This window comes from Kitasatospora sp. NPDC085895 (assembly GCF_040702125.1).
GTDB lineage: Bacteria > Actinomycetota > Actinomycetes > Streptomycetales > Streptomycetaceae > Kitasatospora > Kitasatospora arboriphila.
Window position 1 is genome coordinate 139184 of the sequence record NZ_JBFBJY010000006.1, and the last position, 21688, is coordinate 160871.

Annotated in this window: 19 protein-coding genes; 14 read left to right on the top strand and 5 right to left on the bottom strand. The window is 73.3% G+C overall.

The genetic code is table 11. The annotated features are described in order from the left end of the window. Positions 1-5: 5 nt before the first annotated feature. Positions 6-926: an ABC transporter ATP-binding protein gene (locus AB0442_RS05895; RefSeq protein WP_344628251.1), complete on the bottom strand. Its 921-nt coding sequence runs from the start codon at positions 924-926 to the stop codon at positions 6-8. 165 nt (positions 927-1091) lie between these two features. On the opposite strand from AB0442_RS05895, the gene AB0442_RS05900 reads away from it, so the two are divergent. The 9 genes from AB0442_RS05900 (at position 1092) to AB0442_RS05940 (ending at position 8987) form a co-directional block, all read left to right on the top strand. Then, complete coding sequence (locus tag AB0442_RS05900; RefSeq protein ID WP_366160843.1) at positions 1092-1946, top strand: helix-turn-helix domain-containing protein; 855 nt, start codon at positions 1092-1094, stop codon at positions 1944-1946. Continuing rightward, positions 1939-3351: a Fe-S cluster assembly protein SufB gene (gene sufB / locus AB0442_RS05905; RefSeq protein WP_363492338.1), complete on the top strand. Its 1413-nt coding sequence runs from the start codon at positions 1939-1941 to the stop codon at positions 3349-3351. Before AB0442_RS05900 ends, sufB begins: the two co-directional genes overlap by 8 nt. A gap of 54 nt (positions 3352-3405) precedes the next feature. Beyond that, positions 3406-4644 carry a Fe-S cluster assembly protein SufD gene (gene sufD, locus AB0442_RS05910; RefSeq protein ID WP_366160844.1) on the top strand — a complete coding sequence of 413 codons (1239 nt, stop codon included), beginning with the start codon at positions 3406-3408 and terminating at the stop codon, positions 4642-4644. Continuing rightward, positions 4641-4958, top strand: a complete 318-nt coding sequence (locus tag AB0442_RS05915; RefSeq protein ID WP_344628247.1) for a bifunctional 3-phenylpropionate/cinnamic acid dioxygenase ferredoxin subunit — start codon at positions 4641-4643, stop codon at positions 4956-4958. Before sufD ends, AB0442_RS05915 begins: the two co-directional genes overlap by 4 nt. Positions 4959-4963: 5 nt before the next feature. Then, a complete protein-coding gene (gene sufC / locus AB0442_RS05920) occupies positions 4964-5728 on the top strand; it encodes a Fe-S cluster assembly ATPase SufC (protein ID WP_366160845.1) in 765 nt (254 codons plus the stop codon). Continuing rightward, positions 5725-6999, top strand: coding sequence for a cysteine desulfurase (locus AB0442_RS05925; RefSeq protein WP_366160846.1), 1275 nt, complete (start codon positions 5725-5727; stop codon positions 6997-6999). The genes sufC and AB0442_RS05925 overlap by 4 nt, the downstream gene beginning before the upstream one ends. Positions 7000-7008: 9 nt before the next feature. Further along, positions 7009-7461, top strand: a complete 453-nt coding sequence (sufU, locus tag AB0442_RS05930) for a Fe-S cluster assembly sulfur transfer protein SufU (protein WP_344628244.1) — start codon at positions 7009-7011, stop codon at positions 7459-7461. Between the two features lie 17 nt (positions 7462-7478). Further along, positions 7479-7865, top strand: coding sequence for a metal-sulfur cluster assembly factor (locus tag AB0442_RS05935; protein ID WP_366160847.1), 387 nt, complete (start codon positions 7479-7481; stop codon positions 7863-7865). A 300-nt stretch (positions 7866-8165) separates the two neighbouring features. Further along, positions 8166-8987, top strand: a complete 822-nt coding sequence (locus tag AB0442_RS05940; protein WP_366160910.1) for a DUF4389 domain-containing protein — start codon at positions 8166-8168, stop codon at positions 8985-8987. Here AB0442_RS05940 and AB0442_RS05945 read toward each other — a convergent pair. Then, positions 8882-10219, bottom strand: coding sequence for an MFS transporter (locus tag AB0442_RS05945; RefSeq protein ID WP_366160848.1), 1338 nt, complete (start codon positions 10217-10219; stop codon positions 8882-8884). The genes AB0442_RS05940 and AB0442_RS05945 overlap by 106 nt on opposite strands. A gap of 363 nt (positions 10220-10582) precedes the next feature. On the opposite strand from AB0442_RS05945, the gene AB0442_RS05950 reads away from it, so the two are divergent. Continuing rightward, on the top strand, positions 10583-12250 hold the full coding sequence (locus tag AB0442_RS05950; protein WP_366160849.1) for a hypothetical protein: 1668 nt from the start codon (positions 10583-10585) through the stop codon (positions 12248-12250). Between the two features lie 46 nt (positions 12251-12296). On the opposite strand, the gene AB0442_RS05955 is transcribed toward AB0442_RS05950, so the two are convergent. After that, on the bottom strand, positions 12297-12740 hold the full coding sequence (locus tag AB0442_RS05955) for a VOC family protein (RefSeq protein WP_363542041.1): 444 nt from the start codon (positions 12738-12740) through the stop codon (positions 12297-12299). A gap of 183 nt (positions 12741-12923) precedes the next feature. On the opposite strand from AB0442_RS05955, the gene AB0442_RS05960 reads away from it, so the two are divergent. Beyond that, the gene (locus AB0442_RS05960; protein WP_366160850.1) at positions 12924-14078 is read left to right on the top strand and encodes a hypothetical protein; all 1155 of its coding nucleotides are present in this window, start codon (positions 12924-12926) and stop codon (positions 14076-14078) included. 221 nt (positions 14079-14299) lie between these two features. After that, a complete protein-coding gene (locus tag AB0442_RS05965) occupies positions 14300-15757 on the top strand; it encodes an alkaline phosphatase PhoX (protein WP_366160851.1) in 1458 nt (485 codons plus the stop codon). A gap of 54 nt (positions 15758-15811) precedes the next feature. Here the strand turns inward: AB0442_RS05965 and AB0442_RS05970 are convergent, their stop codons facing one another. Continuing rightward, on the bottom strand, positions 15812-17425 hold the full coding sequence (locus AB0442_RS05970) for a helix-turn-helix domain-containing protein (RefSeq protein ID WP_366160852.1): 1614 nt from the start codon (positions 17423-17425) through the stop codon (positions 15812-15814). 206 nt (positions 17426-17631) lie between these two features. Here AB0442_RS05970 and pruA point away from each other — a divergent pair, with 206 nt between their 5' ends. Next, entirely contained in the window at positions 17632-19260 is a 1629-nt protein-coding gene (gene pruA, locus AB0442_RS05975; RefSeq protein ID WP_366160853.1) for an L-glutamate gamma-semialdehyde dehydrogenase, read from the top strand. A gap of 89 nt (positions 19261-19349) precedes the next feature. Continuing rightward, positions 19350-20279, top strand: coding sequence for a proline dehydrogenase family protein (locus AB0442_RS05980; protein ID WP_366160854.1), 930 nt, complete (start codon positions 19350-19352; stop codon positions 20277-20279). A 124-nt stretch (positions 20280-20403) separates the two neighbouring features. Here the strand turns inward: AB0442_RS05980 and AB0442_RS05985 are convergent, their stop codons facing one another. Then, positions 20404-21642 (bottom strand): TerD family protein, encoded by a 1239-nt coding sequence (locus tag AB0442_RS05985; protein ID WP_366160911.1) that lies wholly within the window; start codon positions 21640-21642, stop codon positions 20404-20406. Between the last annotated feature and the right edge of the window lie 46 nt (positions 21643-21688).

Below are 21688 nucleotides of genomic sequence, written 5' to 3' on the forward strand. Positions count from 1 at the left end.
GTCGGTCACGAGCGCAGCTCCCGTCCGGTGAGTTCCAGGAAGACGTCCTCCAGGCTGCGCCGTCCGACGGCCAGCCCCTCCGGCATCACGCCGGCCTCTGCGCACCAGGCGGTGACGGCGGCGAGCAGCTTCGGGTCGACCGGGGCGTCCACCCGGTACGCGCCGGGGGCGTGCTCGACGGCGACCGCGCCGGCCGGCAGCACGGCCCGCAGGCCGGCCAGGTCGAGCCCGCCCGGCGCGCCGAAGCGCACCCCGGCCTCGGCGCGGCAGAGCTCCTCGGGGGTGCCGGTGGCGACGACCCTGCCGTGGTCGACGATGGCGACCTCGTCGGCGAGCTCCTCGGCCTCGTCCATGTGGTGGGTGGTGACCACCACGGTGACGCCGTCGGCCCGCAGCTCGCGGACCAGCTCCCAGGTGGCGCGGCGGGCCTGCGGGTCCAGGCCGGCGGTGGGCTCGTCCAGGAAGACCAGCTCGGGGCGGCCGACCACGGCCATGGCGAGGGCGAGTCGCTGCTGCTGGCCGCCGGAGAGCCGGCGGTAGGCGGTGCGGCCGCAGGAGCCGAGGCCGAGGCGCTCGACCAGGGCGTCCACGTCCAGCGGGTCGGCGTACAGCTTGGCGGTGTGCCGGAGCATCTCGACGGCGCGGGCGCCCGGGTAGACGCCGCCGGCCTGCAGCATCACGCCGATCCGCGGGCGCAGGGCGGCGCCGTCGGCGACCGGGTCGAGGCCGAGCACCCGGACGGTGCCCGCGTCGGCGCGGCGGTAGCCCTCGCAGATCTCGATCGTGGTGGTCTTGCCGGCGCCGTTGGGGCCGAGCACGGCGGTGACGGTGCCGCGGGCGATGGTGAGGTCGAGGCCGTCCACGGCCGTCTTCTCGCCGTACCGTTTGACCAGCCCGGCCACCTCTACGGCGGGTTCGAGTCGCATACCGGCGAGTGTAAGAGGCGGCCGGCCCGGCCCCGGACACCGGGCCGCCGACCCCGTCCACGCAGGTCAGGTAAGCCTTACCTGCGTGATTGAGGACACCGCTGAGGCGTGGATCACGGCTTGTTCCCCCGGAACGAATTACGCAACAATGGTGTTGTGAAAAACATGCGCGAGCACCTGGCACAGGACGGGGCGGCCGAGACGGCCCCCGGCTGCGCCGTGCCCGCGACGGCTGCGGAGGTCCTGCTGGAGGGCCATCGGGCGACCCGGGACCGGGTCGCCCGCTCGATCCTCGACCACGGCCCGTCCTCCGCCGCCGACCTGGCCAGCCGCCTCGGCCTGACCGCCGCCGCCGTCCGCCGCCACCTCGACTCGCTGGCCGCCGCCGGCCTGGTCGAGTCCCGTGAGCAGCGGGTCTACGGCAGCCGCGGCCGCGGCCGCCCGGCGAAGGTGTTCGCCCTCACCGAGTCCGGCCGGGACGCCTTCTACCAGGCGTACGACCAGATCGCCGCCGACGCCCTGCGCTGGATCTCGGAGTCGGTGGGCGGCGGCAAGGCGGGCGAGGAGGCGGTCGCCGCCTTCGCCCGGGCCCGCTTCGCCAAGCAGGGCCAGAAGTACCTGAGCAGCGTGGAGCAGGCGGCGGCCGGCCACCGCGCCGAGGCGCTGGCCGAGGCGCTGAGCGCCGACGGGTACGCTGCCACGGTGCGGCGTGTGCCCTCCGCCGCGGCCGCGAAGGCCCCGGCGGGCGCCCAGCTCTGCCAGCACCACTGCCCGGTCGCGCACATCGCCGAGCAGTTCCCGCAGCTCTGCGAGGCCGAGACCGAGGTCTTCTCGCAGCTCCTGGGCACCCATGTGCAACGGCTGGCCACGATCGCCCACGGCGACGGGGTCTGCACCACCTATGTGCCGGCATCCGGTGCCGCACCGTCGTCCGCCGAGCGGGCGCCCGGTGCCGTGCCGACTGCCGGTACGTCCCCCAATGAAACGGCTCGTCCGCGCGGAGGAAATTCGCATGACTGACATCGCACACCCCGAGCTCGAGGGCCTGGGCACCTACGAGTACGGCTGGGCCGACTCCGACGAGGCCGGCGCGGTCGCCAAGCGCGGTCTCAGCGAGGAGGTCGTGCGCGACATCTCGGCGAAGAAGAACGAGTCCGAGTGGATGCTCAACCTGCGTCTCAAGGGCCTGAAGCTCTTCGGCAAGAAGCCCATGCCGACCTGGGGCTCCGACCTGTCGGGCATCGACTTCGACAACATCAAGTACTTCGTGCGCTCGACCGAGAAGCAGGCCGAGTCCTGGGAGGACCTGCCCGCCGACATCAAGGCGACGTACGACAAGCTGGGCATCCCGGAGGCGGAGAAGCAGCGCCTGGTCGCCGGTGTCGCGGCGCAGTACGAGTCCGAGGTCGTGTACCACCAGATCCGCGAGGACCTGGAGCAGCAGGGCGTCATCTTCCTGGACACCGACACCGCGCTGCGCGAGCACCCGGAGCTCTTCAAGGAGTACTTCGGCACCGTCATCCCCGCGGGTGACAACAAGTTCGCCGCGCTGAACACGGCGGTGTGGTCCGGCGGCTCGTTCATCTACGTGCCGAAGGGCGTGCACGTCGACATCCCGCTGCAGGCCTACTTCCGGATCAACACCGAGAACATGGGCCAGTTCGAGCGGACGCTGATCATCGTCGACGAGGACGCCTACGTCCACTACGTCGAGGGCTGCACCGCGCCGATCTACTCCTCGGACTCGCTGCACTCCGCGGTCGTCGAGATCATCGTCAAGAAGGGCGGCCGCTGCCGCTACACGACCATCCAGAACTGGTCGAACAACGTCTACAACCTGGTCACCAAGCGCGCCGTGGCGTACGAGGGCGCGACCATGGAGTGGGTCGACGGCAACATCGGCTCCAAGGTCACCATGAAGTACCCGGCCGTCTACCTGATGGGCGAGCACGCCAAGGGCGAGACGCTGTCCATCGCCTTCGCCGGCGAGGGCCAGCACCAGGACGCCGGCGCCAAGATGGTGCACATGGCGCCCAACACCTCGTCGTCCATCGTCTCCAAGTCGGTGGCCCGCGGTGGCGGCCGCACCTCGTACCGCGGCCTGATCGAGATCGGCGAGGGCTCGCACGGCGCCAAGTCCAACGTGCTCTGCGACGCGCTGCTGGTCGACACCATCTCCCGCTCCGACACGTACCCCTACGTCGACGTCCGCGAGGACGACGTCTCCATGGGCCACGAGGCGACGGTCTCCAAGGTCAGCGAGGACCAGCTCTTCTACCTGATGAGCCGCGGCCTGGGCGAGACCGAGGCGATGGCGATGATCGTCCGCGGCTTCGTCGAGCCGATCGCGCGCGAGCTGCCGATGGAGTACGCGCTGGAGCTCAACCGGCTGATCGAGCTGCAGATGGAGGGAGCGGTCGGCTGACACCCCGCCGCCCCCGTCCGTCCCGTTCCCCAGGAAGAGAGCACTACGACAGCCATGGCTGACGTCAACACCCCTAGCGGTGCCACCACCGCCGGTTCGATCGAGGTCGGCACCGCCGGCGCCGGCGCGCAGCTGGCCGGCCCCGGCACCGGCCGCAGCACCGCCGTGCAGCAGCCGATCGACGCCCGCGTCGCGGTCGAGCCGTCCTACGACGTGAACGACTTCCCCGTGCCGCACGGCCGCGAGGAGGACTGGCGGTTCACCCCGCTGCACCGCCTGAACGGCCTGCACGACGGCACCGCCGCCGAGGGCGCCACCGGCCAGGACAAGCTGGAGCTGGCCCTGCCGGACGGCGTCACCGCCGAGACCGTCGGCCGCGACGACGCCCGCCTGGGCACCGCCGGCAAGCCGGTCGACCGGGTCGCCGCCCAGGCGTTCAGCGCCTTCGAGCAGGCCCTGGTGGTGACCGTCCCCAAGGAGCAGGTGCTCACCGAGCCGGTGAAGATCGACGTGCACGGCGAGGGCGGCGTCCGCTTCGCCCACGTGGTCGTCGACGTCAAGCCGTTCGCCGAGGCCGTCGTGGTGATCAACCACACCGGCACCGGCACCCGCGCCGCCAACGTCGAGCTGCTCGTCGGCGAGGGCGCCAAGCTGACCTTCGTCTCCGTCCAGGACTGGGAGCGCGACGCGGTGCACGCCGCCCAGCACACCGCCCTGGTCGGCCGCGACGCCACCTTCAAGTCCGTCGCGGTCACCTTCGGCGGCGACCTGGTCCGCATCCACCCGCGGGTGGTCTACGCGGCCCCCGGCGGCGAGGCCGAGCTCTTCGGCCTGTACTTCGCCGACGCCGGCCAGCACCTGGAGCACCGCCTGGTCATCGACCACGACACCCCGCACTGCCGGTCCAACGTGGTCTACAAGGGCGCCCTGCAGGGCCAGGACGCGCACGCGGTCTGGGTCGGCGACGTGCTGATCCGCGCCGCCGCCGTGGGCACCGACACCTACGAGCACAACCGCAACCTGGTGCTCACCGACGGCGCCCGGGTCGACTCGATCCCGAACCTGGAGATCGAGACCGGCGAGATCGTCGGCGCCGGCCACGCGTCCGCGACCGGCCGCTTCGACGACGAGCAGCTGTTCTACCTGCAGGCCCGCGGCATCCCGGCCGAGGAGGCCCGCCGCCTGGTGGTCCGCGGCTTCTTCGCCGAGCTCGTCCAGCAGATCGGCGTCGCCGAGATCCAGGACCACCTGATGGAGAAGATCGAGGCCGAGCTGGAAGCGACGGTCGCATGAGCTTCCTCCGTGCGTGTGCGCTGAGCGACCTGGCCGAGGACGTCCCCCGCCGGGTCGAGCTCAACGGTGTCGCGGTGTCGGTGGTCCGCACCGACGAGGGCGTGTTCGCCGTCAACGACACCTGCTCGCACGCCAACGTCTCGCTGTCCGAGGGCGAGGTCGAGGACTGCATGATCGAGTGCTGGCTGCACGGATCGAGCTTCGACCTGCGCACCGGCAAGCCGTCCGGGCTGCCCGCCACCAAGCCGGTCGCCGTCTACCCCGTAAAGATCGAAGGGGACGACGTGCTCGTCTCCGTCAACCAGGAGTCCTGAGCCCCATGGCAACGCTTGAAATCCGCGACCTGCACGTCTCCGTCGAGGCCGAGAGCGGCCCGCGCGAGATCCTCCGCGGCGTCGACCTGACCGTGAAGCAGGGCGAGACCCACGCCATCATGGGCCCCAACGGCTCCGGCAAGTCCACCCTCGCCTACTCGCTGGCCGGGCACCCGAAGTACACCGTGACCGGCGGCTCGGTGCTGCTGGACGGCGAGGACGTGCTGGCGATGTCCGTCGACGAGCGGGCCCGCGCGGGCGTCTTCCTGGCCATGCAGTACCCGGTCGAGGTCCCCGGCGTCTCGGTCTCCAACTTCCTGCGCACCGCCGCCACCGCGATCCGCGGCGAGGCCCCCAAGCTGCGCACCTGGGTGAAGGAGGTCAAGGAGGCCATGGCCGCGCTCCAGATGGACCCGGCCTTCGCCGAGCGCAACGTCAACGAGGGCTTCTCCGGCGGCGAGAAGAAGCGCCACGAGATCCTCCAGCTGGAGCTCCTCAAGCCGAAGATCGCGATCCTCGACGAGACCGACTCCGGCCTGGACGTCGACGCGCTGCGCGTCGTCTCCGAGGGCATCAACCGGGTCCGCTCGACCGGCGAGGTCGGCACCCTGCTGGTCACCCACTACACCCGCATCCTGCGGTACATCAAGCCCGACCAGGTCCACGTCTTCGCGGGCGGCCGCATCGTCGAGTCCGGCGGTGCCGAGCTGGCCGACAAGCTGGAGGAAGAGGGCTACGAGAGCTACGTGAAGGGCGGCGCTTCCGAGTGACGACGACTCATACCGGCTCGGCGCTGACCGGGCTCCTCGACACCGACGCGATCCGCAAGGACTTCCCCGTCCTGCAGCGCCTGCTGCACGACGAGAAGCCGCTGGTCTACCTGGACAACGCGGCCACCTCGCAGAAGCCGCGCCAGGTGCTGGAGGCGCTGAACGCGTACTACGAGCGGCACAACGCCAACGTGCACCGCGGTGTGCACGTGCTGGCCGAGGAGGCCACGGCGCTGTACGAGGGCGCCCGCGACAAGGTCGCGGCCTTCGTCAACGCGCCGAGCCGGGACGAGGTGATCTTCACCAAGAACGCCTCGGAGTCGCTCAACCTGGTCGCCAACATGCTCGGCTGGGCCGACGAGCCCTACCGCGTCGACGCGGACGCCGAGATCGTGATCACCGAGATGGAGCACCACTCCAACATCGTTCCGTGGCAGCTGCTCTCGCAGCGCACCGGCGCGAAGCTGAAGTGGTTCGGGCTGACCGACGAGGGCCGGCTCGACCTGTCGAACATCGACGAGCTGATCACCGAGCAGACCAAGGTGGTCTCCTTCACCCTGGTCTCCAACCTGCTCGGCACGCTCAACCCGGTCGAGACCATCGTCCGCAAGGCCCAGTCGGTCGGTGCGCTGGTCGTGATCGACGCCTCGCAGGCCGCCCCGCACATGGTGCTGGACGTGCAGGCGCTGGAGGCCGACTTCGTCGCCTTCACCGGCCACAAGATGCTGGCCCCGACCGGCATCGGCGTGCTGTGGGGCCGTCAGGAGCTGCTGGAGGACCTCCCGCCGTTCCTCGGCGGCGGCGAGATGATCGAGACCGTCACCATGGGCTCGTCCACCTACGCCCCGGCGCCGCACAAGTTCGAGGCCGGCACCCCGCCGATCGCGCAGGCGGTCGGCCTCGGCGCGGCCGTCGACTACCTGTCGGCGATCGGCATGGAGAGGATCGCCGCCCACGAGCACGCGATCACCGAGTACGCGATCGAGCGCCTGCTGGAGGTCCCGGACCTGCGGATCATCGGCCCGCGCACGGCCGTGGACCGCGGTGCCGCGATCTCCTTCACGCTCGGCGACATCCACCCGCACGACGTGGGCCAGGTCCTCGACGAGCAGGGCATCGCCGTGCGCGTCGGCCACCACTGCGCCCGGCCGGTCTGCCTGCGGTACGGAATTCCGGCGACCACCAGGGCGTCGTTCTACCTGTACTCCACGCCGGGCGAGGTCGACGCGCTGATCGACGGTCTGCACCACGTCCGCAACTTCTTCGGCTGAGGTGACGGGATGAAGCTCGACTCGATGTACCAGGAGATCATCCTGGACCACTACCGCAACCCCCACGGCAAGGGGCTGCGGGAGGGCGACGCCGAGGTGCACCACGTCAACCCGACCTGCGGCGACGAGATCACCCTGCGGGTGAAGCTCGACGGCGCCACCGTGGCGGACGTCAGCTACGAGTCGCAGGGCTGCTCGATCAGCCAGGCCAGCGCCTCGGTGCTGAACGACCTGGTGGTCGGAAAGACCGTCGGCGAGGCCCAGGCCGTCCAGGAGGCATTCCTGGAGCTGATGCAGAGCAAGGGTCAGGGCGAGGGCGACGAGGACGTGCTGGAGGACGCCGTCGCGTTCGCCGGCGTCTCCAAGTACCCGGCCCGGGTCAAGTGCGCCCTGCTCAGCTGGATGGCCTGGAAGGACGCCACCGCCAAGGCCCTGGGCGAGCAGCCCGCCATCAACGACTGAAACGGACGGACTCTCCCATGAGTGACAGCGAGACCCCGGCCGAGCAGGCCGCCGAGCCCGTGACCGAGGCCCCCGGCGCCTTCACCACCGCCGGCACGGTGTCCGTCGAGGACCTCCACGAGGCCCTGATGGACGTCGTCGACCCCGAGCTCGGCATCGACGTGGTCAACCTCGGCCTGATCTACGGCATCCACATCGACGAGGACGACGTGGCGACCGTCGACATGACGCTCACCTCGGCGGCCTGCCCGCTGACCGACGTCATCGAGGACCAGGCGAAGACCGCCACCGACGGCCTGGTCAAGGACCTGCGGATCAACTGGGTCTGGATGCCGCCGTGGGGCCCCGACAAGATCACCGACGACGGTCGCGACCAGCTCCGCGCCCTCGGCTTCAACGTCTGAGTCCCGCGCCCCGCGCGGTGCTCCCGCCGCCCCCGTCCCGCTCGCCGGGCCGGGGGCGGCGGCGTGCCCGCCCGGCCGCCCCTTTGCGCCGTACGGGTCCGGGCAGGTGTCGCGGCCCGTCCCGACCGGGAATGTCATCCGGGGCGTGTCTTACAGATCTTGTCGGATCAGCCTGCGGCGTCCGGGTGCGTGCCCGGGGCGCGGGCCCGGCAGGATCCGTGGGACACGCCCCAGTCCGCACCGGTCGAGACCAGGGAGCACAGCGTGGCGACGGGCAGTTGGCAGGTCCCCCAGGGCAGCATGCCGCTGGAACTCCTCCCCGAGCTGGACGTCCCGAAGGCCGGGCCGCAACGCCGCTGGACGATCCTGCTGCGCTGGCTGCTGCTGATCCCGCAGTTCGTCGTGGTGTGGGTGCTGGGGGTGCTGGCGATTCCGGCCGTCATCGTCGGCTGGTTCGGCGCGCTGTTCCTCGGCCGGCTGCCGGAGCCGATCGAGGAGTACCTCTCGGGCTTCGTCGGCTGGGACACCCGGGTGCGAGCCTCCGCCATGCTGCTGGTCGACGACTACCCGCCGTTCGCCTGGCGGCCCGAGGACTACCCCGTCCGGGTGGAGTTGCGGCCGGGTGAACTGAACCGGCTCGCCGTGTTCTTCCGCCTGATCCTGATGATCCCGGCGGCGATCGTGCAGAGCCTGGTGCTCAGCGGCTGGTACGCGGCCGCCTTCGTCATCTGGCTGATCGCACTGGTCCTCGGCCGGATGCCCGACCCGCTGTTCGGCGCGACCGCCGCGACCCTGCGCTACGCGATGCGCTTCAGCGCCTACGTGCTGATGCTCACCTCCGCCTACCCCAAGCGGCTCTTCGGCGACGACGGGCTGCCGCCGGTGGCGGCAGCCCGTTCCGCGACCCGCCCGCTGGTCCTCACCGGCGGCGCCAAGGCGCTGGTCGTGCTGTTCCTCGTGCTCGGCCTGGTCAGCGGAAGCGTCCGGGCCTTCGTCAACGACGACGACAACGGCTACTACGGCCTGCGGGCACCCCGCGGCAGCAGCACCGCGCCCGCCAGCCCGAGGCAGACCAGCGCCGCCACGGCCGCGAATCCGCTCACCGCGGGCAGCAGGCCGTAGCGCTGGGTCAGCCAGCCGACCGCCACGATCGGCAGCGAACTGCCCAGGTAGACGATCACCCACAGCGCCGACAGCTCGCTGCCCCGGCGCTCCGGGTCCATCGCCGCGACCGCCGTGGTGAACAGCGAGCGGAACGCCACGCCCTGGCAGGCCCCGCCCAGCACGCTGCCGATGAACAGCAGCGCCGGCGTGCCCGTGTACCCGGCGGCCACCACCAGGGCCAGGCCCGTCGCCAGGCCGCCCAGGCCCGCGGCGATCACCGGCCGGTCCGCGGTCGGCGGCACCAGCAGCTGCGCCGCGGCCGAGGAGCCCAGCAGCAGCGCCGCCACCACCGCGCCGGTCAGGTGCGAGTCCGAGTGCAGCAGCCGCGCCGCGAAGGCCGGCGCCAGCGACAGGTACACCCCGAACACCGCGTACGAGACGAAACCGGCGCCGGCCGCCAGCAGGAAGGTCCGGCGACCGCGGCGCGGCAGCCGCAGCCGCTGCGGACGCAGGTGGGCCGGGGTGGTGATGCGCGGCGGCGCGGCCGGCGGGCGCACCCGGCCGGGCATCCGCGGGTGCACGACGGCCAGCGGCACGCACAGTGCCAGCAGCGCCAGCGCGTGCAGCAGGAACGGGGTGAGCAGCGGGTGCGCGCCGGTGGCGAGGCTCGCCCCGACCACCGGGCCGAGCGCGACGCCGCCCGCCGAACAGGCCAGGGTCAGCTTCGCGGCCAGCGAGGGCCGGTCCGGCAGCAGGTCGCCGAGCGCCGCACCGGCGGCGCCGGTCGACAGGCCGACCGCCACGCCCTGGACGGCGCGGCCCGCCACCAGCAGGCCGAAGCCGTGCGCGTCGGCGAACATCAGGTCGCCGACCGCGGCCAGCGCCACCGCCGGCAGGATCAGCGCCCGCCGGCCCAGGTGGTCCGACCAGTGGCCGACCACGGCGAGCACCGGGACGACCGCGAAGACGTACACCGTGAACAGCACGGTGGTGTGCAGCGGCGTCAGGCCGAGCTGCTGCTGCAGCAGCGGGTAGATCGGCGTGGCCAGGTTGGCGCCGACCAGCATCAGCAGCAGGGCGCCGGCCACCAGGCCGACGCGGATGCCGCGCAGCGCGTTCCAGCGGCTGATCGCGGCGAGGCGGAGCTGCGCGCGCGGCGCGAGTTCCGGGGGGAGCAGGGCCTCCGACAGTCGGCGTCCGGGGAAGTGCGCGGAGCGCAGGCCGGGGCCGGCGGGGGAGAGGTCCGCCATGGCAGGGGTCTCCTGTGGCCGGGCACCACCGGGGACGACGTGGCCAGGGGTGGCGGCCGCGACAACGAGCCCGGGCGGCGCGGTGAGCGTACGGACCCTCCGGCCCGTGGGAGGGGCGGAGGGAGGAGGGCTTCGTTGCCCGAGGGGCCCGCGCGGGGTGTGCGCGGCGCCCGGAGCAGTTTACGCGCCCGACCGGGGCCGCCGGGCCGTCCGGACCCCCCTCCACCGGCGGTTCTGCGTCACACCCCGGGCGGCGCGCGCCCCGCGGGCACGGCGGCGGGCCGCCCCGCCCGATACGCTGAGTGGATGGGCCGACACGCGACGGCCCGGGCCCAGCACAGCCACCACGGGAGATCGCCAACGATGGCCGGACGACGCCGCAACACCCCTGACCACTCGGCCGGTGCCGGGCCGCAGGCGGCACCCGCCGAGAGCCTGCTGCCCGCCGACTACGACCTGGCCGAGCTGTACGGGGCCGGCGGCCGCGACGAGGACGACGAGGACCTCGACGACACCGCGGTGCTCGTCCCGCCGATCGCGCTGCCCCCCGAGGCGGAGCTGGCCGCCGCCGCGCTGGCCGTCCCGCTGATCGCCCGGGCGGTCGCACTGGCCCGCTGGGCCGCCCCGCACCGGGTCGTGGACGAGTTCGGCGACCTGGTCGAGGACGACCGCGGCCCGGCCGCCCGGCTGATCGGGCTCGCCCCGGAGGAGGGCGAGGTGTCCGAGGAGGCCGTGGTCGAGGTGCTGCGGGCCTGGTCGCTGGCGTGCGACCTCGACCTGGTCGAGCTCGGCACCACCCAGGCCGGCGAGCACGTCGCCGTCCCCATGGAGGAGGTCGCGGACGCCGAGGCCGGCGACCCGTCCACCGTCCTCGACCTGTGGCTGACCGCGGCCGGCATCGTCCGCGAGCTCGCCGTCGACACCGACCTGCTCGACATCGAGGGCGAGGGCCCGGGCGAGGGGGCGGGGGCGGGCGCCGCCGGGGACGCCGACGACGAGGACGCCGCCGAGAGCGCGCTCGCCGAGGTCGAGGAGGCCAGCGAGGCCGCCGCCGAGCTCCTCGACGAGGCGCTCCAGGTGCTGTACGAGCTGACCGCGTTCGCCGAGCCCGGCGAGGAGACCGTGCCGCTCGGCGTGCTCGCCGCGCTGCTGGTCGTCCCCGAGGGCGAGGAGCCGGACGAGGAGATGCTCGGCCAGATCACCGACCTCATGGTCGAACTCGACCCGATGCTCGCCGACCTCGCCGAACTCGGCCTGGTCGAGCACCGGCCGATCGACCCGGAGCTCTTCGAGGAGGAGGAAGAGGGCGAGGAGGCGGCACCCGCTGCCGAGGCCGCCGGCGAACCCGACGAGGAGGACACGGCCCGCTTCGGCCTCGTCCGGCTCACCCCGCTCGGCCAGTACGGCGTCCGCGAGTGGCTGCTCGCCGACGGCTACGACGCCCCGCTGATCGGCGACCTCGCCCAGGGCGACGCCGCCGCCCTGCTGCGCGGACTCGCCGAGTCCCCGAACGTGCTGCCCGACCGGGAGATCCAGGTCTGGCTCGCCCGGCGCGAGCCGCTGGACGGTGCCCGCGACCTGCTCGCCGCCTCCCGCGGGCTGGACGCGCACAGCCCGGTGCGGCGGATGTTCACCGCGGCCGCGCTCGACGACCTCGGCGAGGCCGGCGACACCGCACTGACCGAGGTCGTCGACGACCCGGAGCTCGGCGGGCTCGCCCGGGAGCTGCTGCGCAGCCACGGCCACGACGTCGCCGCCGCCGAGCGGCCGGTCGCCCTCTGGCGCACCGTCGACCACTTCTCGGCCGTGCTGCTGGTCGGCCGCGGCGACGCCGGCCAGCTCCGCGAACTGGTCGCCGGCCTGCCAGTGACCGACAACCCGGCCTCCTACTTCGGCGAGCTCTGGCGGGTGCCGCACCCCTACACGGCGCTGGTCCTCGACACCGTCGGCGAGCTGCACACGGACCGCGCCGTCGCCAAGGAGGCCCGCAAGGCCGCCTTCAAGGCCAAGTCCCAGCAGGGCAACGGCTGACCGGGGCCCTGCTGCGGACGCGGCCGGCGGGACCGCGGGGCGGGGCCTACGGCAGGTCGAGGCTGCCGTCCTCGGTGAAGGGGAAGAAGGGGTTGTGGGCCAGCTCCCAGAGGTGGCCGTCCGGGTCCTCGAAGTAGCCGGAGTAGCCGCCCCAGGAGGTGGCGGTCGGGGGCTTGACCACGGTGGCGCCGGCGGCGACGGCGGTGGCGAGCGCGGCGTCCACCTTCGCGGTGGACTCCAGGTTCACCGCGAGGGTCACCCCGCGGAAGGACGGCTCGCCGGCCGCCGGGACGCCGGCGTCGGCGGCCAGTTCGTCCGCGGGGAACAGACCGAGGACGGAGTCGGCGGTGCGGAACCAGACGATCTCCGGGCTGGACGCCGCCGAGCGGCGCCAGCCCAGTGCCTCGTAGAAGGCCGTGGAGCGGCCCAGGTCGGTGACCCCGAGGGTGACGATGCTGATCCGGGCCGGGAAGTCGGTGGTCGAAGTCATGCCGCTCAGGGTAGGCAGCGCCGCCGACATCCGGCGGGTGTTCCCGGGCGGTCGGCGGGTCGTGCGGCCTGATGGCCTGCCAGGTGTGCCGACCCGTATCGTGGGGCGGACGCGGTGCGGTGGTCGGGTCGGCGCCCGGCGGCCGCCGCGGACGGCGCGGCGAGGACCGGGGGTGCGGCCAGCATGACGAGACGGCACGTGGGCGGGCCCCACGACCCCGAGGGCGCGGCCGGCCCCGCGCGCACCCCGCAGGAGCGGCACCGGGAGCACGAGGAGCACGACCTCCGGGTGCTGGCCGGCGCGGACTTCCCGTTCTACGCCGCCGCAGGCGGTCCCGCCGGCCGGGACTGCCTGGCCGGGTACGAGGTGCTCGACGGCCGGCTCCGCTGGGTCGAGCTGTGCTCCGGCGACTGGACGAGCCCGCAGGGCCCCCACGTCACCGTCCGCACCCAGCGCACCGCCGACCCCGCCGATCCCGCCCGGGCGCTGCCGCTGCCCGAGCTGGAGGACGCGGTGGAGGACGAACGCGACCGCGTCTACGACCAGTTGGACATCGACGAGGGCGACGGGCCCGGGCGGACGAGGGCGCTGCGCGGCTGGATCTCCGTCGACGGAGCGCCCTGCCCGGTGGAGATCCACGAGGACGTCCGGCCGTCCGGCCCCGACGGCACGGACCCCGCCGGGGGCGCACCGGTCTGGGCCGGCCGGCTGCAGCTGGGCGGCGTCGCCGTGACCGTCACCGCGCGGGGGCTGCCGCCGGGCGGCGTCGAGCTGCGCCGGGTCGGCGACGCCGCTCCCTTCGTGAGCGGCCGCACCGCGCAGGCCCGTGAGCTGGCGGCACGTCAGTGGCGGCGTGCCGTACCGGTGGAGGAGCGGGAGCTGCCGCCGGCCGCCGGGCTGGAGGCGCACCGGGCGGTGGTCGAGCACGGCATACAGGAGGCCATCGCGATGGAGGCGCAGCTGTGCGCCCGGCGGACCGGCCGGATCCCGCGGCGGCTGCGCGGCGAGGCCGGGGCGGAGTGCTGGGAGTCGGCGGTGCGCCAGCAGATGCGGCTGGCCTCGGAGTCCCGCCGGGAGGCGGTGGAGGCGGTGTCCGCCCTGGTCAACCAGTTGACCTGGCTGGCGCAGCGGACGGACTGGCTGGTGGGGACGGCGGAGGGCGAGGCGGCCGTCGCGGAGTCCGTCCGGTACACCGTCTTCGCCAGCGAGGTGCCGAGCCTGGCGGCGCAGCTGGCCTGGGCCCGGCTGTGGGCGGGCGGGGCGCCGGGCGGGGCGGACGGTGCCGAGGAGGCGTGGCTGGCGGCCTGGGAGGACTGGCGGGCCCTGCGCCGCGACTGAGGCGTTGCCGACCGGGGCGGTCGGGCCCCTGGTGCGGCTCGCGCGAGAGCCCCGGTGCGGCTGGAGCGGTTTCTGCGGTCCTTGGTGAAGAGCAGGTCATGGGTTCGCATGAGGACGGCAAAACACCACCGCGCCGCAGCCCCCGGTTCACACCGGGTTCACCCGCCGCGAAGAGTCTGCTGCGCGTCCTTCCCGTACACCCACCCTCAGGAGTGACCGCCATGTCGCTGTCCCGCCGGGACTTCGTGAACCGCTCGACCGTGCTCGGGGCCGGTGTCCTCATCGCCGGCAGCGCCGAGGTGCTGGCCACCGCCCCGGGCGCGATCGCGGCCCCGCTCGGCGGTGACGCCCCGGCGGCCGGGAAGGGCGCGCACACCGCGCTCGGCTACGGCCCGCTGGTCTCCGACCCGGACGGCATCCTGGCCCTGCCCAAGGGCTTCACGTACCGGATCATCACCCAGACCGGGAAGACCACGCTGGTCACCGGCGAGTCGACGCCCAGCAACCACGACGGCACCGCGGCCTTCCCCGGCCGGCACGGCGCCACCCTGCTCGTCAACAACCACGAGCTGAAGGGCAAGCGCAGCAACTGGCCGCACCCGGTGCCGCTGCTGGAGGGCCACGTCTACGACCCGGGCGCGGCCGGCGGCTGCACCGTCGTCGAGGTCGCCGAGCACGGCAGGCGGGTCCGCGAGTGGGTGGGCATCGCCGGCACCTCCACCAACTGCGCGGGCGGCGCCACCCCGTGGGGCACCTGGCTGTCCGGCGAGGAGACCGAGGACCGGGCCGGCCAGAACGGCATGACCAAGGACCACGGCTACATCTTCGAGGTGGACCCGTACGACCAGGACGCCAACCGCGACCCGAAGCCGGTCAAGGCCTTCGGCCGCTACCCGCACGAGGCGGCGGTGGTCGACCCGAAGCGCGGCCACGTGTACCTGACCGAGGACGCGGCCGGCCCGAACGGCCTGCTCTACCGCTGGACCCCGCCGGCCGGCTTCCACCACGGCCGGGGCAGGCTGCGCACGCTGGCCGACGACGCCGGTGTGCTGGAGGCCTTCAAGTGCTTCGACCCGCACGGAAAGCTCGTCGACGACCTGTCCCGGGCGACGGCGATCGGCACCACCTACGGCGTGGACTGGGTGAAGGTGCCGGACCGCGACGCGAAGACGGTCTCCGTCCGCAAGCAGTTCAAGGACGGCGAGATCACCCGCTCCCGCAAGCTGGAGGGCATGTGGTGGGGTGACGGCGGCACCTACTTCGTGGCGAGCTACGCCCGCGAGGAGAGCCCCGTCCAGCACGACGGCCAGGTGTGGTTCTACAACCCGGCCCGCCGCACCGTCACCCTGAAGGTGCTGCTCGGCGTCAACAAGGACGTCTGGGCGGACAACGGCAACTTCGACGGCCCGGACAACATCACCGTCTCCCCGCACGGCGGTCTGGTGATCGCCGAGGACGGCGAGGGCCAGCAACACCTGTTCGGCACCACGGACGAGGGCCGGACCTTCCCGATCGCCCGCAACGAGCTGAACCTCGGCACCGCGGAGAAGCCGGAGTACAGCGAGTTCACCGGCGTCACCTTCTCGGCCGACGGCGGGACGCTGTTCGCCAACATCCAGGAGCCGGGCATCATGCTCGCCGTCACCGGCCCGTGGCACCGCCTGCGCCGCCACCACTGACCGTCCCGGCCCGCGGGCCGGACAGGACCGGTGTGCTGCCCGTCGTCGACGCCGTCAGGCGTCCTCGGCGGGCAGCCGCAGTTGCAGCATCGCCAGCAGCCGCTGCTGCGGCTGGGCGAGGTCGAGCCCGGTGATCTGCTCGGCCCGGCGGACCCGGTAGCGCAGGGTGTTGGGGTGGATGTGCAGGGCGTCCGCGGCGACCCGGACCTCGCCGAGCGCGTCCAGCCAGGCGAGCACCGACTCGGCGAGCCGGGTGCCGTGCTTCCGGTCGTACTCGGCCAGTTCGGTCAGCCGCGGGTCGCGCAGCCGGGTGTGCTCCTGCAGCAGCGCCAGCACCTCGCTGACCAGCACCTCCGCCTGGACGTCGGAGAGCGCCGCGACCTGGCGGGCGACCCCGCCGCGGACCATCGCGTCCAGGATCCGGTCGGCCTGCGCCCGGGACTCGGTCACCTTGGCCAGGCCGTCCACGGTGGTGCCGATCGCGGCCCGCAGCCGCACCCCGAGGTGCTCGTGGGCCGCGTCGACCACCTCCTGCGCCCAGCCGCGCAGGGTGGCGGCGGGCAGCGCGGGCGGCAGTTCGGGCAGCAGCACGTACACCCGGTTCTCGATCGGGGCGAGCAGCGCCCCGCGGTGGCGGGCCGCGGCGTGCACCGAGATCAGGCCGGTCACCTCGGCGCGGGTGAGTTCGGGGTCGGCGCCCCCGGTGGGGGAGTCGGCGGCGTACGCCAGGACGGTCGCCGGGCGGCGCAGGCCCAGGCCGAGGTGGGTGGCCAGCGACTGCGGCCCGGTGGAGCCCTCCAGCAGGCCGGTCAGCAGGGTGCGGGTCAGCCGGACGTCCGCGGACAGCTCGCGCCGCCGCCGCACCAGCTGCCCGGCCGCGACCCGGGCGGCACCGACCAGCGCCTGCTCGGACTGCTCGGCGAGCGGCTGGGCGCCCTCCTGGACCCAGATGGTGCCCAGCGGCTGCGCGCCGGCCCGGATGCCGATCGCGAGCCGGCGGCGGATCCCGAGGTCCGGGTGGGCGTCGATCTCGATCACCGTGTCGGAGCCGCGCAGGTGCTGGAAGACGCCCCACTCGCGCAGCTTGGACAGGTACGGCTCCGGGCCCTGCCAGCCGAGGATGGACAGCCGGCGCAGGTCGTCCAGCTCGTCCGAGTCGGAGGAGCGGGAGTAGGCGAGCACCCGGCTGGAGGTGTCCTCGATGGAGACCACGCCGTGGGTGAGCACCGCGACCGTCTGCGCGAGCGAGAACAGGTCGCCGGCGTTCGGCTCGGCGGCCTCCGGGGTGTCGGGGCCGGCGATCAGCATCCGGGCCAGCCCGTCGAGGTGCTCCCAGCGGGTCTCCGGGCGCACCGACAGCAGCGCCACCCCGGCCTCCGCCGCGGCCTCCCGCAGCGCGTCCGGGACACCGCCCGCGTCCAGTTTGACGGCGACCGCGGCGGCCCCGCCCCGGCCCGCCGCGCGCACCACCGGCAGCGCGGCCCGGCCGCGGACGCCGATCGCCAGCACCAGCTCGCCGGGGCCGGCCGCGGGCGGCTCCTCCGGGTCGAGGATCGCCACGTCGCGCACCGGCACGTCCAGGCCGGCCGGGGCGGCCTGCAGCTCGACCAGCGGCTCCCCCAGGGACATCAGCAACTGCCGCAGCGGCAGGCCCGGAACGGCGGTCACCGGGCCGCCCCGGGTGCGGAGCGGGCGCCGCTCACCGGACGGCGGCCTTCGGCTGGTCGGCGGGTCTGTTCACACGTACAAGGGTATCGGCCGCACTTTGGCGGCCAGGCCAATCAAGCGGGCCCCGGCCGCGGCATAGCGTTGCCGCATGGCCGACGTGCGACCCCCGCCGGCCGACCCATGACGAGAAGGAGAGCGTGCGCGCCATGGATGCTGTGACCCAGGTCCCCGCGCCGGTGAACGAGCCGGTCCACAGCTACGCCCCCGGCAGCCCGGAACGGGCCCGCCTGGAGGCGAAGCTGAAGGAGCTGGGTGGCCAGGAGCCGCTCCAGCTCACCATGACCATCGGCGGCGAGCACCGGATGGGCGGCGGCGACGAGATCCACGTCGTCCAGCCGCACAACCACGCCGCCCGCCTCGGCACCCTGCGCAACGCGACCCGGGACGACGCGCAGGACGCGGTCGAGGCCGCCCTCGCCGCCGCCCCGGCGTGGCAGGCGCTCTCCTTCGACTCCCGCGCCGCGATCTTCCTGCGGGCCGCCGACCTGCTGGCCGGCCCCTGGCGCGAGACCCTGGCCGCCGCCACCATGCTCGGCCAGTCCAAGACCGCGCAGCAGGCCGAGATCGACACCCCCTGCGAGCTGGTCGACTTCCTGCGCTTCAACGTGCACTTCGCCCGGCAGATCATCTCCGAGCAGCCGATCTCCTCGGACGGCGTGTGGAACCGCAGCGACCACCGCCCGCTGGAGGGCTTCGTCTACGCGATCACCCCGTTCAACTTCACCGCGATCGCCGGCAACCTGCCGACCGCGCCCGCGCTGATGGGCAACGTGGTGATCTGGAAGCCGTCCCCGACGCAGCAGTTCGCCGCGCACTACCTGATGCAGCTGCTGGAGGCCGCCGGCCTGCCCAAGGGCGTCATCAACATGGTCACCGGCGACGGCCTGGCCGTCTCCGAGGTGGCCCTCAAGCACCCCGCGCTCGCCGGCATCCACTTCACCGGCTCCACCGCCACCTTCCAGCACCTGTGGCGCGAGGTCGGCACCAACATCGCCGGCTACCGCACCTACCCGCGGATCGTCGGCGAGACCGGCGGCAAGGACTTCCTGGTCGCCCACCCGTCCGCCGACAAGGCCGTGCTGAAGACCGCGATGACCCGCGGCGCCTTCGAGTTCCAGGGCCAGAAGTGCTCGGCGCTCTCCCGCGCCTACGTCCCGGCCTCGCTCTGGGCCGAGCTGAAGGACGAGTTCCGCGACGAGGTCGAGTGGCTCACCATGGGCGACGTCAGCGACCTGTCCAACTTCATGGGCGCCGTCATCGACGAGCGCTCCTTCGCCAAGAACAAGGCCGCGATCGACCGCGCCAAGGCCGACCCCAAGGTCGAGGTCCTGGCCGGCGGCACCTACGACGACTCGGTCGGCTACTTCGTCCGCCCGACCGTCCTGGTCTGCGAGGACCCGGCGAGCGAGTACTTCCGCGACGAGTACTTCGGCCCGATCCTCGCCGTGCACGTCTACCAGGACGAGGAGTACGACGAGATGCTGGCCCAGATGGAGTCCGTCGCCGCGTACGCGCTGACCGGCTCGATCATCGCCCAGGACCGCGAGGCCGTGCAGCACGCCATGCACGTGCTGCGCCAGGCCGCCGGCAACTTCTACATCAACGACAAGCCGACCGGCGCCGTCGTCGGCCAGCAGCCCTTCGGCGGCGGCCGCGCCTCCGGCACCAACGACAAGGCCGGCGCCAAGCAGAACCTGATGCGCTGGACGTCCACCCGCTCCATCAAGGAGACGTTCGTCCCGCCGACGGACTACCGCTACCCGCACATGGGCTGACACCCCGTTGCACCCCGGTGCGGCGGCCCCCACCCCGGGCCGCCGCGCCGCCCTCTCCACCACTCCGGAAGAAAGCCCAGGAGTCACCGATGCTCCGTTCCGCCCTCCTCGCAGCGTCCCGTTCCCCGCAGGTGCGCACCGTCGTCGAGAAGTTCCCGCCGACCCAGGCCATCGTCAAGCGCTTCGTCGCCGGCGAGACCCTGCAGCAGGGCATCGACGCCACCGCCGAACTCGTGGCCAGCGGCCGCCGGGTGACCCTGGACCACCTCGGCGAGGACACCGCCGACGCCGCCCAGGCGGCCGGCACCGCGGAGGCGTACGAGCACCTGCTGGCGGCCCTGGCGGAGACCGGCCTCGCCGCGAACGCCGAGGTCTCGGTCAAGCTCTCCGCGGTCGGCCAGTTCCTGCCGGTGGACGGCGAGAAGATCGCGCTGGAGAACGCCCGGCGGATCTGCGAGGCCGCCGCCGCGGCCGGCACCACGGTGACCCTCGACATGGAGGACCACACCACCACCGACTCCACCCTGGAGATCGCCCGCGAGCTGCGCACCGACTTCCCGTGGCTCGGCGTCGTCCTCCAGGCCTACCTGCGCCGCACCGAGGCCGACTGCCGCGACCTCGCGCACGCCGGCTCGCGCGTCCGCCTCTGCAAGGGCGCCTACAAGGAGCCCGAGTCGGTCGCCTTCCAGGGCAAGGAGCAGGTCGACCTCGCCTACGTCCGCGCGCTCAAGGTCCTGATGGGCGGCGAGGGCTACCCGATGATCGCCAGCCACGACCCGCGCATGGTCCGCATCGCCGGCCAGCTCGCCGAGTGGAACAAGCGCGACACCGACAGCTTCGAGTACCAGATGCTGTACGGCATCCGCCCCGAGGAGCAGCTGCGCCTCGCGGAGGAGGGCAACACCATGCGCGTCTACCTGCCCTACGGCCAGGAGTGGTACGGCTACTTCATGCGCCGCCTCGCCGAGCGCCCGGCGAACCTGACCTTCTTCCTGCGCGCCATGGCCACCCGCGGCTGATCGCACCGTCCGCCGCGGGGGATGTGGGACCGGCCGACAGCTGCCGGCCGGTCCAAGGAGGGGACGGGCGTGTGGGCGCCCGTCCCCTTCGTCATGCCGTGCCGCACGCCGTGCCGCGGGGCTGCTAGAGCATGCGGGCCGCGGGGTCGACCATGCCGCGGGCGGTCTTGGCGTCGACGTACTCCTCGAGCGCGGTCATCACCCACTCGCCGGAGAACTGGCGGACCAGCTTGCACATGGCCACGCCGGTGCGCGACTCGGCGTGGGTGAGGTCGAAGCGGACCAGCTCCTGGCCGCTGCCCGCGTCCAGCAGACGGCAGTAGGCGTTCTTGACGTCGGTGAACTTCTGGCCGGAGAAGGAGTTGACGACGAAGACCAGACCGCACACCTCGGGCGGCAGCCCGTCCAGGTGGACGGTGATGGACTCGTCGTCCCCGGAGCCGGCACCGGTGAGGTTGTCTCCGGAGTGCGCGATCGCGCCGTTGAAGATCGACAGCTTCATGAACCAGGCCGTTTCGATCTTCTTGCGCTGCGCGTCGAAGGCGATGCAGGAGGCGTCCAGGTCGACGTTGCGGCCGCGCCCCGCCGGCTCCCAGCCGAGGCCCATCCGCACGGCGGACAGGAACGGCTTGCCGCCCTTCTCCAGCGAGACCGAGCCGCCCTTGGTGAGGCTGACCCGGCCCTTGTCCAGGGTCACCTTGTTCATCGATGGCGCAGCAGGCGCAGCGGGAGCGGGCGCAGCGGCCGCCGAGGGCTGCGGCGGCGCGGCGGGCTTCTGCATCTCCTGTGCGGGAGGGGCCTGTGCCGGAGGGGCCTGCAGGGGCGGCGCGGCGGGCATCGGCGGCGGCGCCGCGGCGGCCGCCGGACCCGGGTCCTCCACGTTGACGCCGAAGTCGGTGGCGATGCCGGCCAGGCCGTTCGCGTAGCCCTGGCCGACCGCGCGGACCTTCCAGACGCCGCCGCGCCGGTAGACCTCGACGACCACCAGGGCCGTCTCGCTGCTGAGTCCGGGCGGGGTGAAGGTCACCAGCACCTCGCCGCTGCCGGCGTCCCGCACGGTGGCGGTCGGCTCGGTGCCGGCGAAGGTCGCGCCCGCCTCGTCGAGGCTCGCCGTCACCACGATCTTGTCGATGCCGTCCGGCACCGACGCGGTGTCCACGGTGATCGCGTCGGGCGTGCCGCCGCCGCCCGGCCGGTGGGTGACGCCGGGGCCGTGCGGGGCGTTGAAGAAGACGAAGTCGTCGTCCGAACGGACCTTGCCGGCCTCGGTCAGCAGCAGGCCGGAGACGTCCAGGGCCTTGGGTGCCGTCACCTCGACCGTCACCCGGGCGGCGTTGAGTGGGGCGTTTGCGCCCTGGGTCAGGACCGTGGTCACGGTGCTCCTCCTCGCTCCTCGCGGCGGCCGGGCT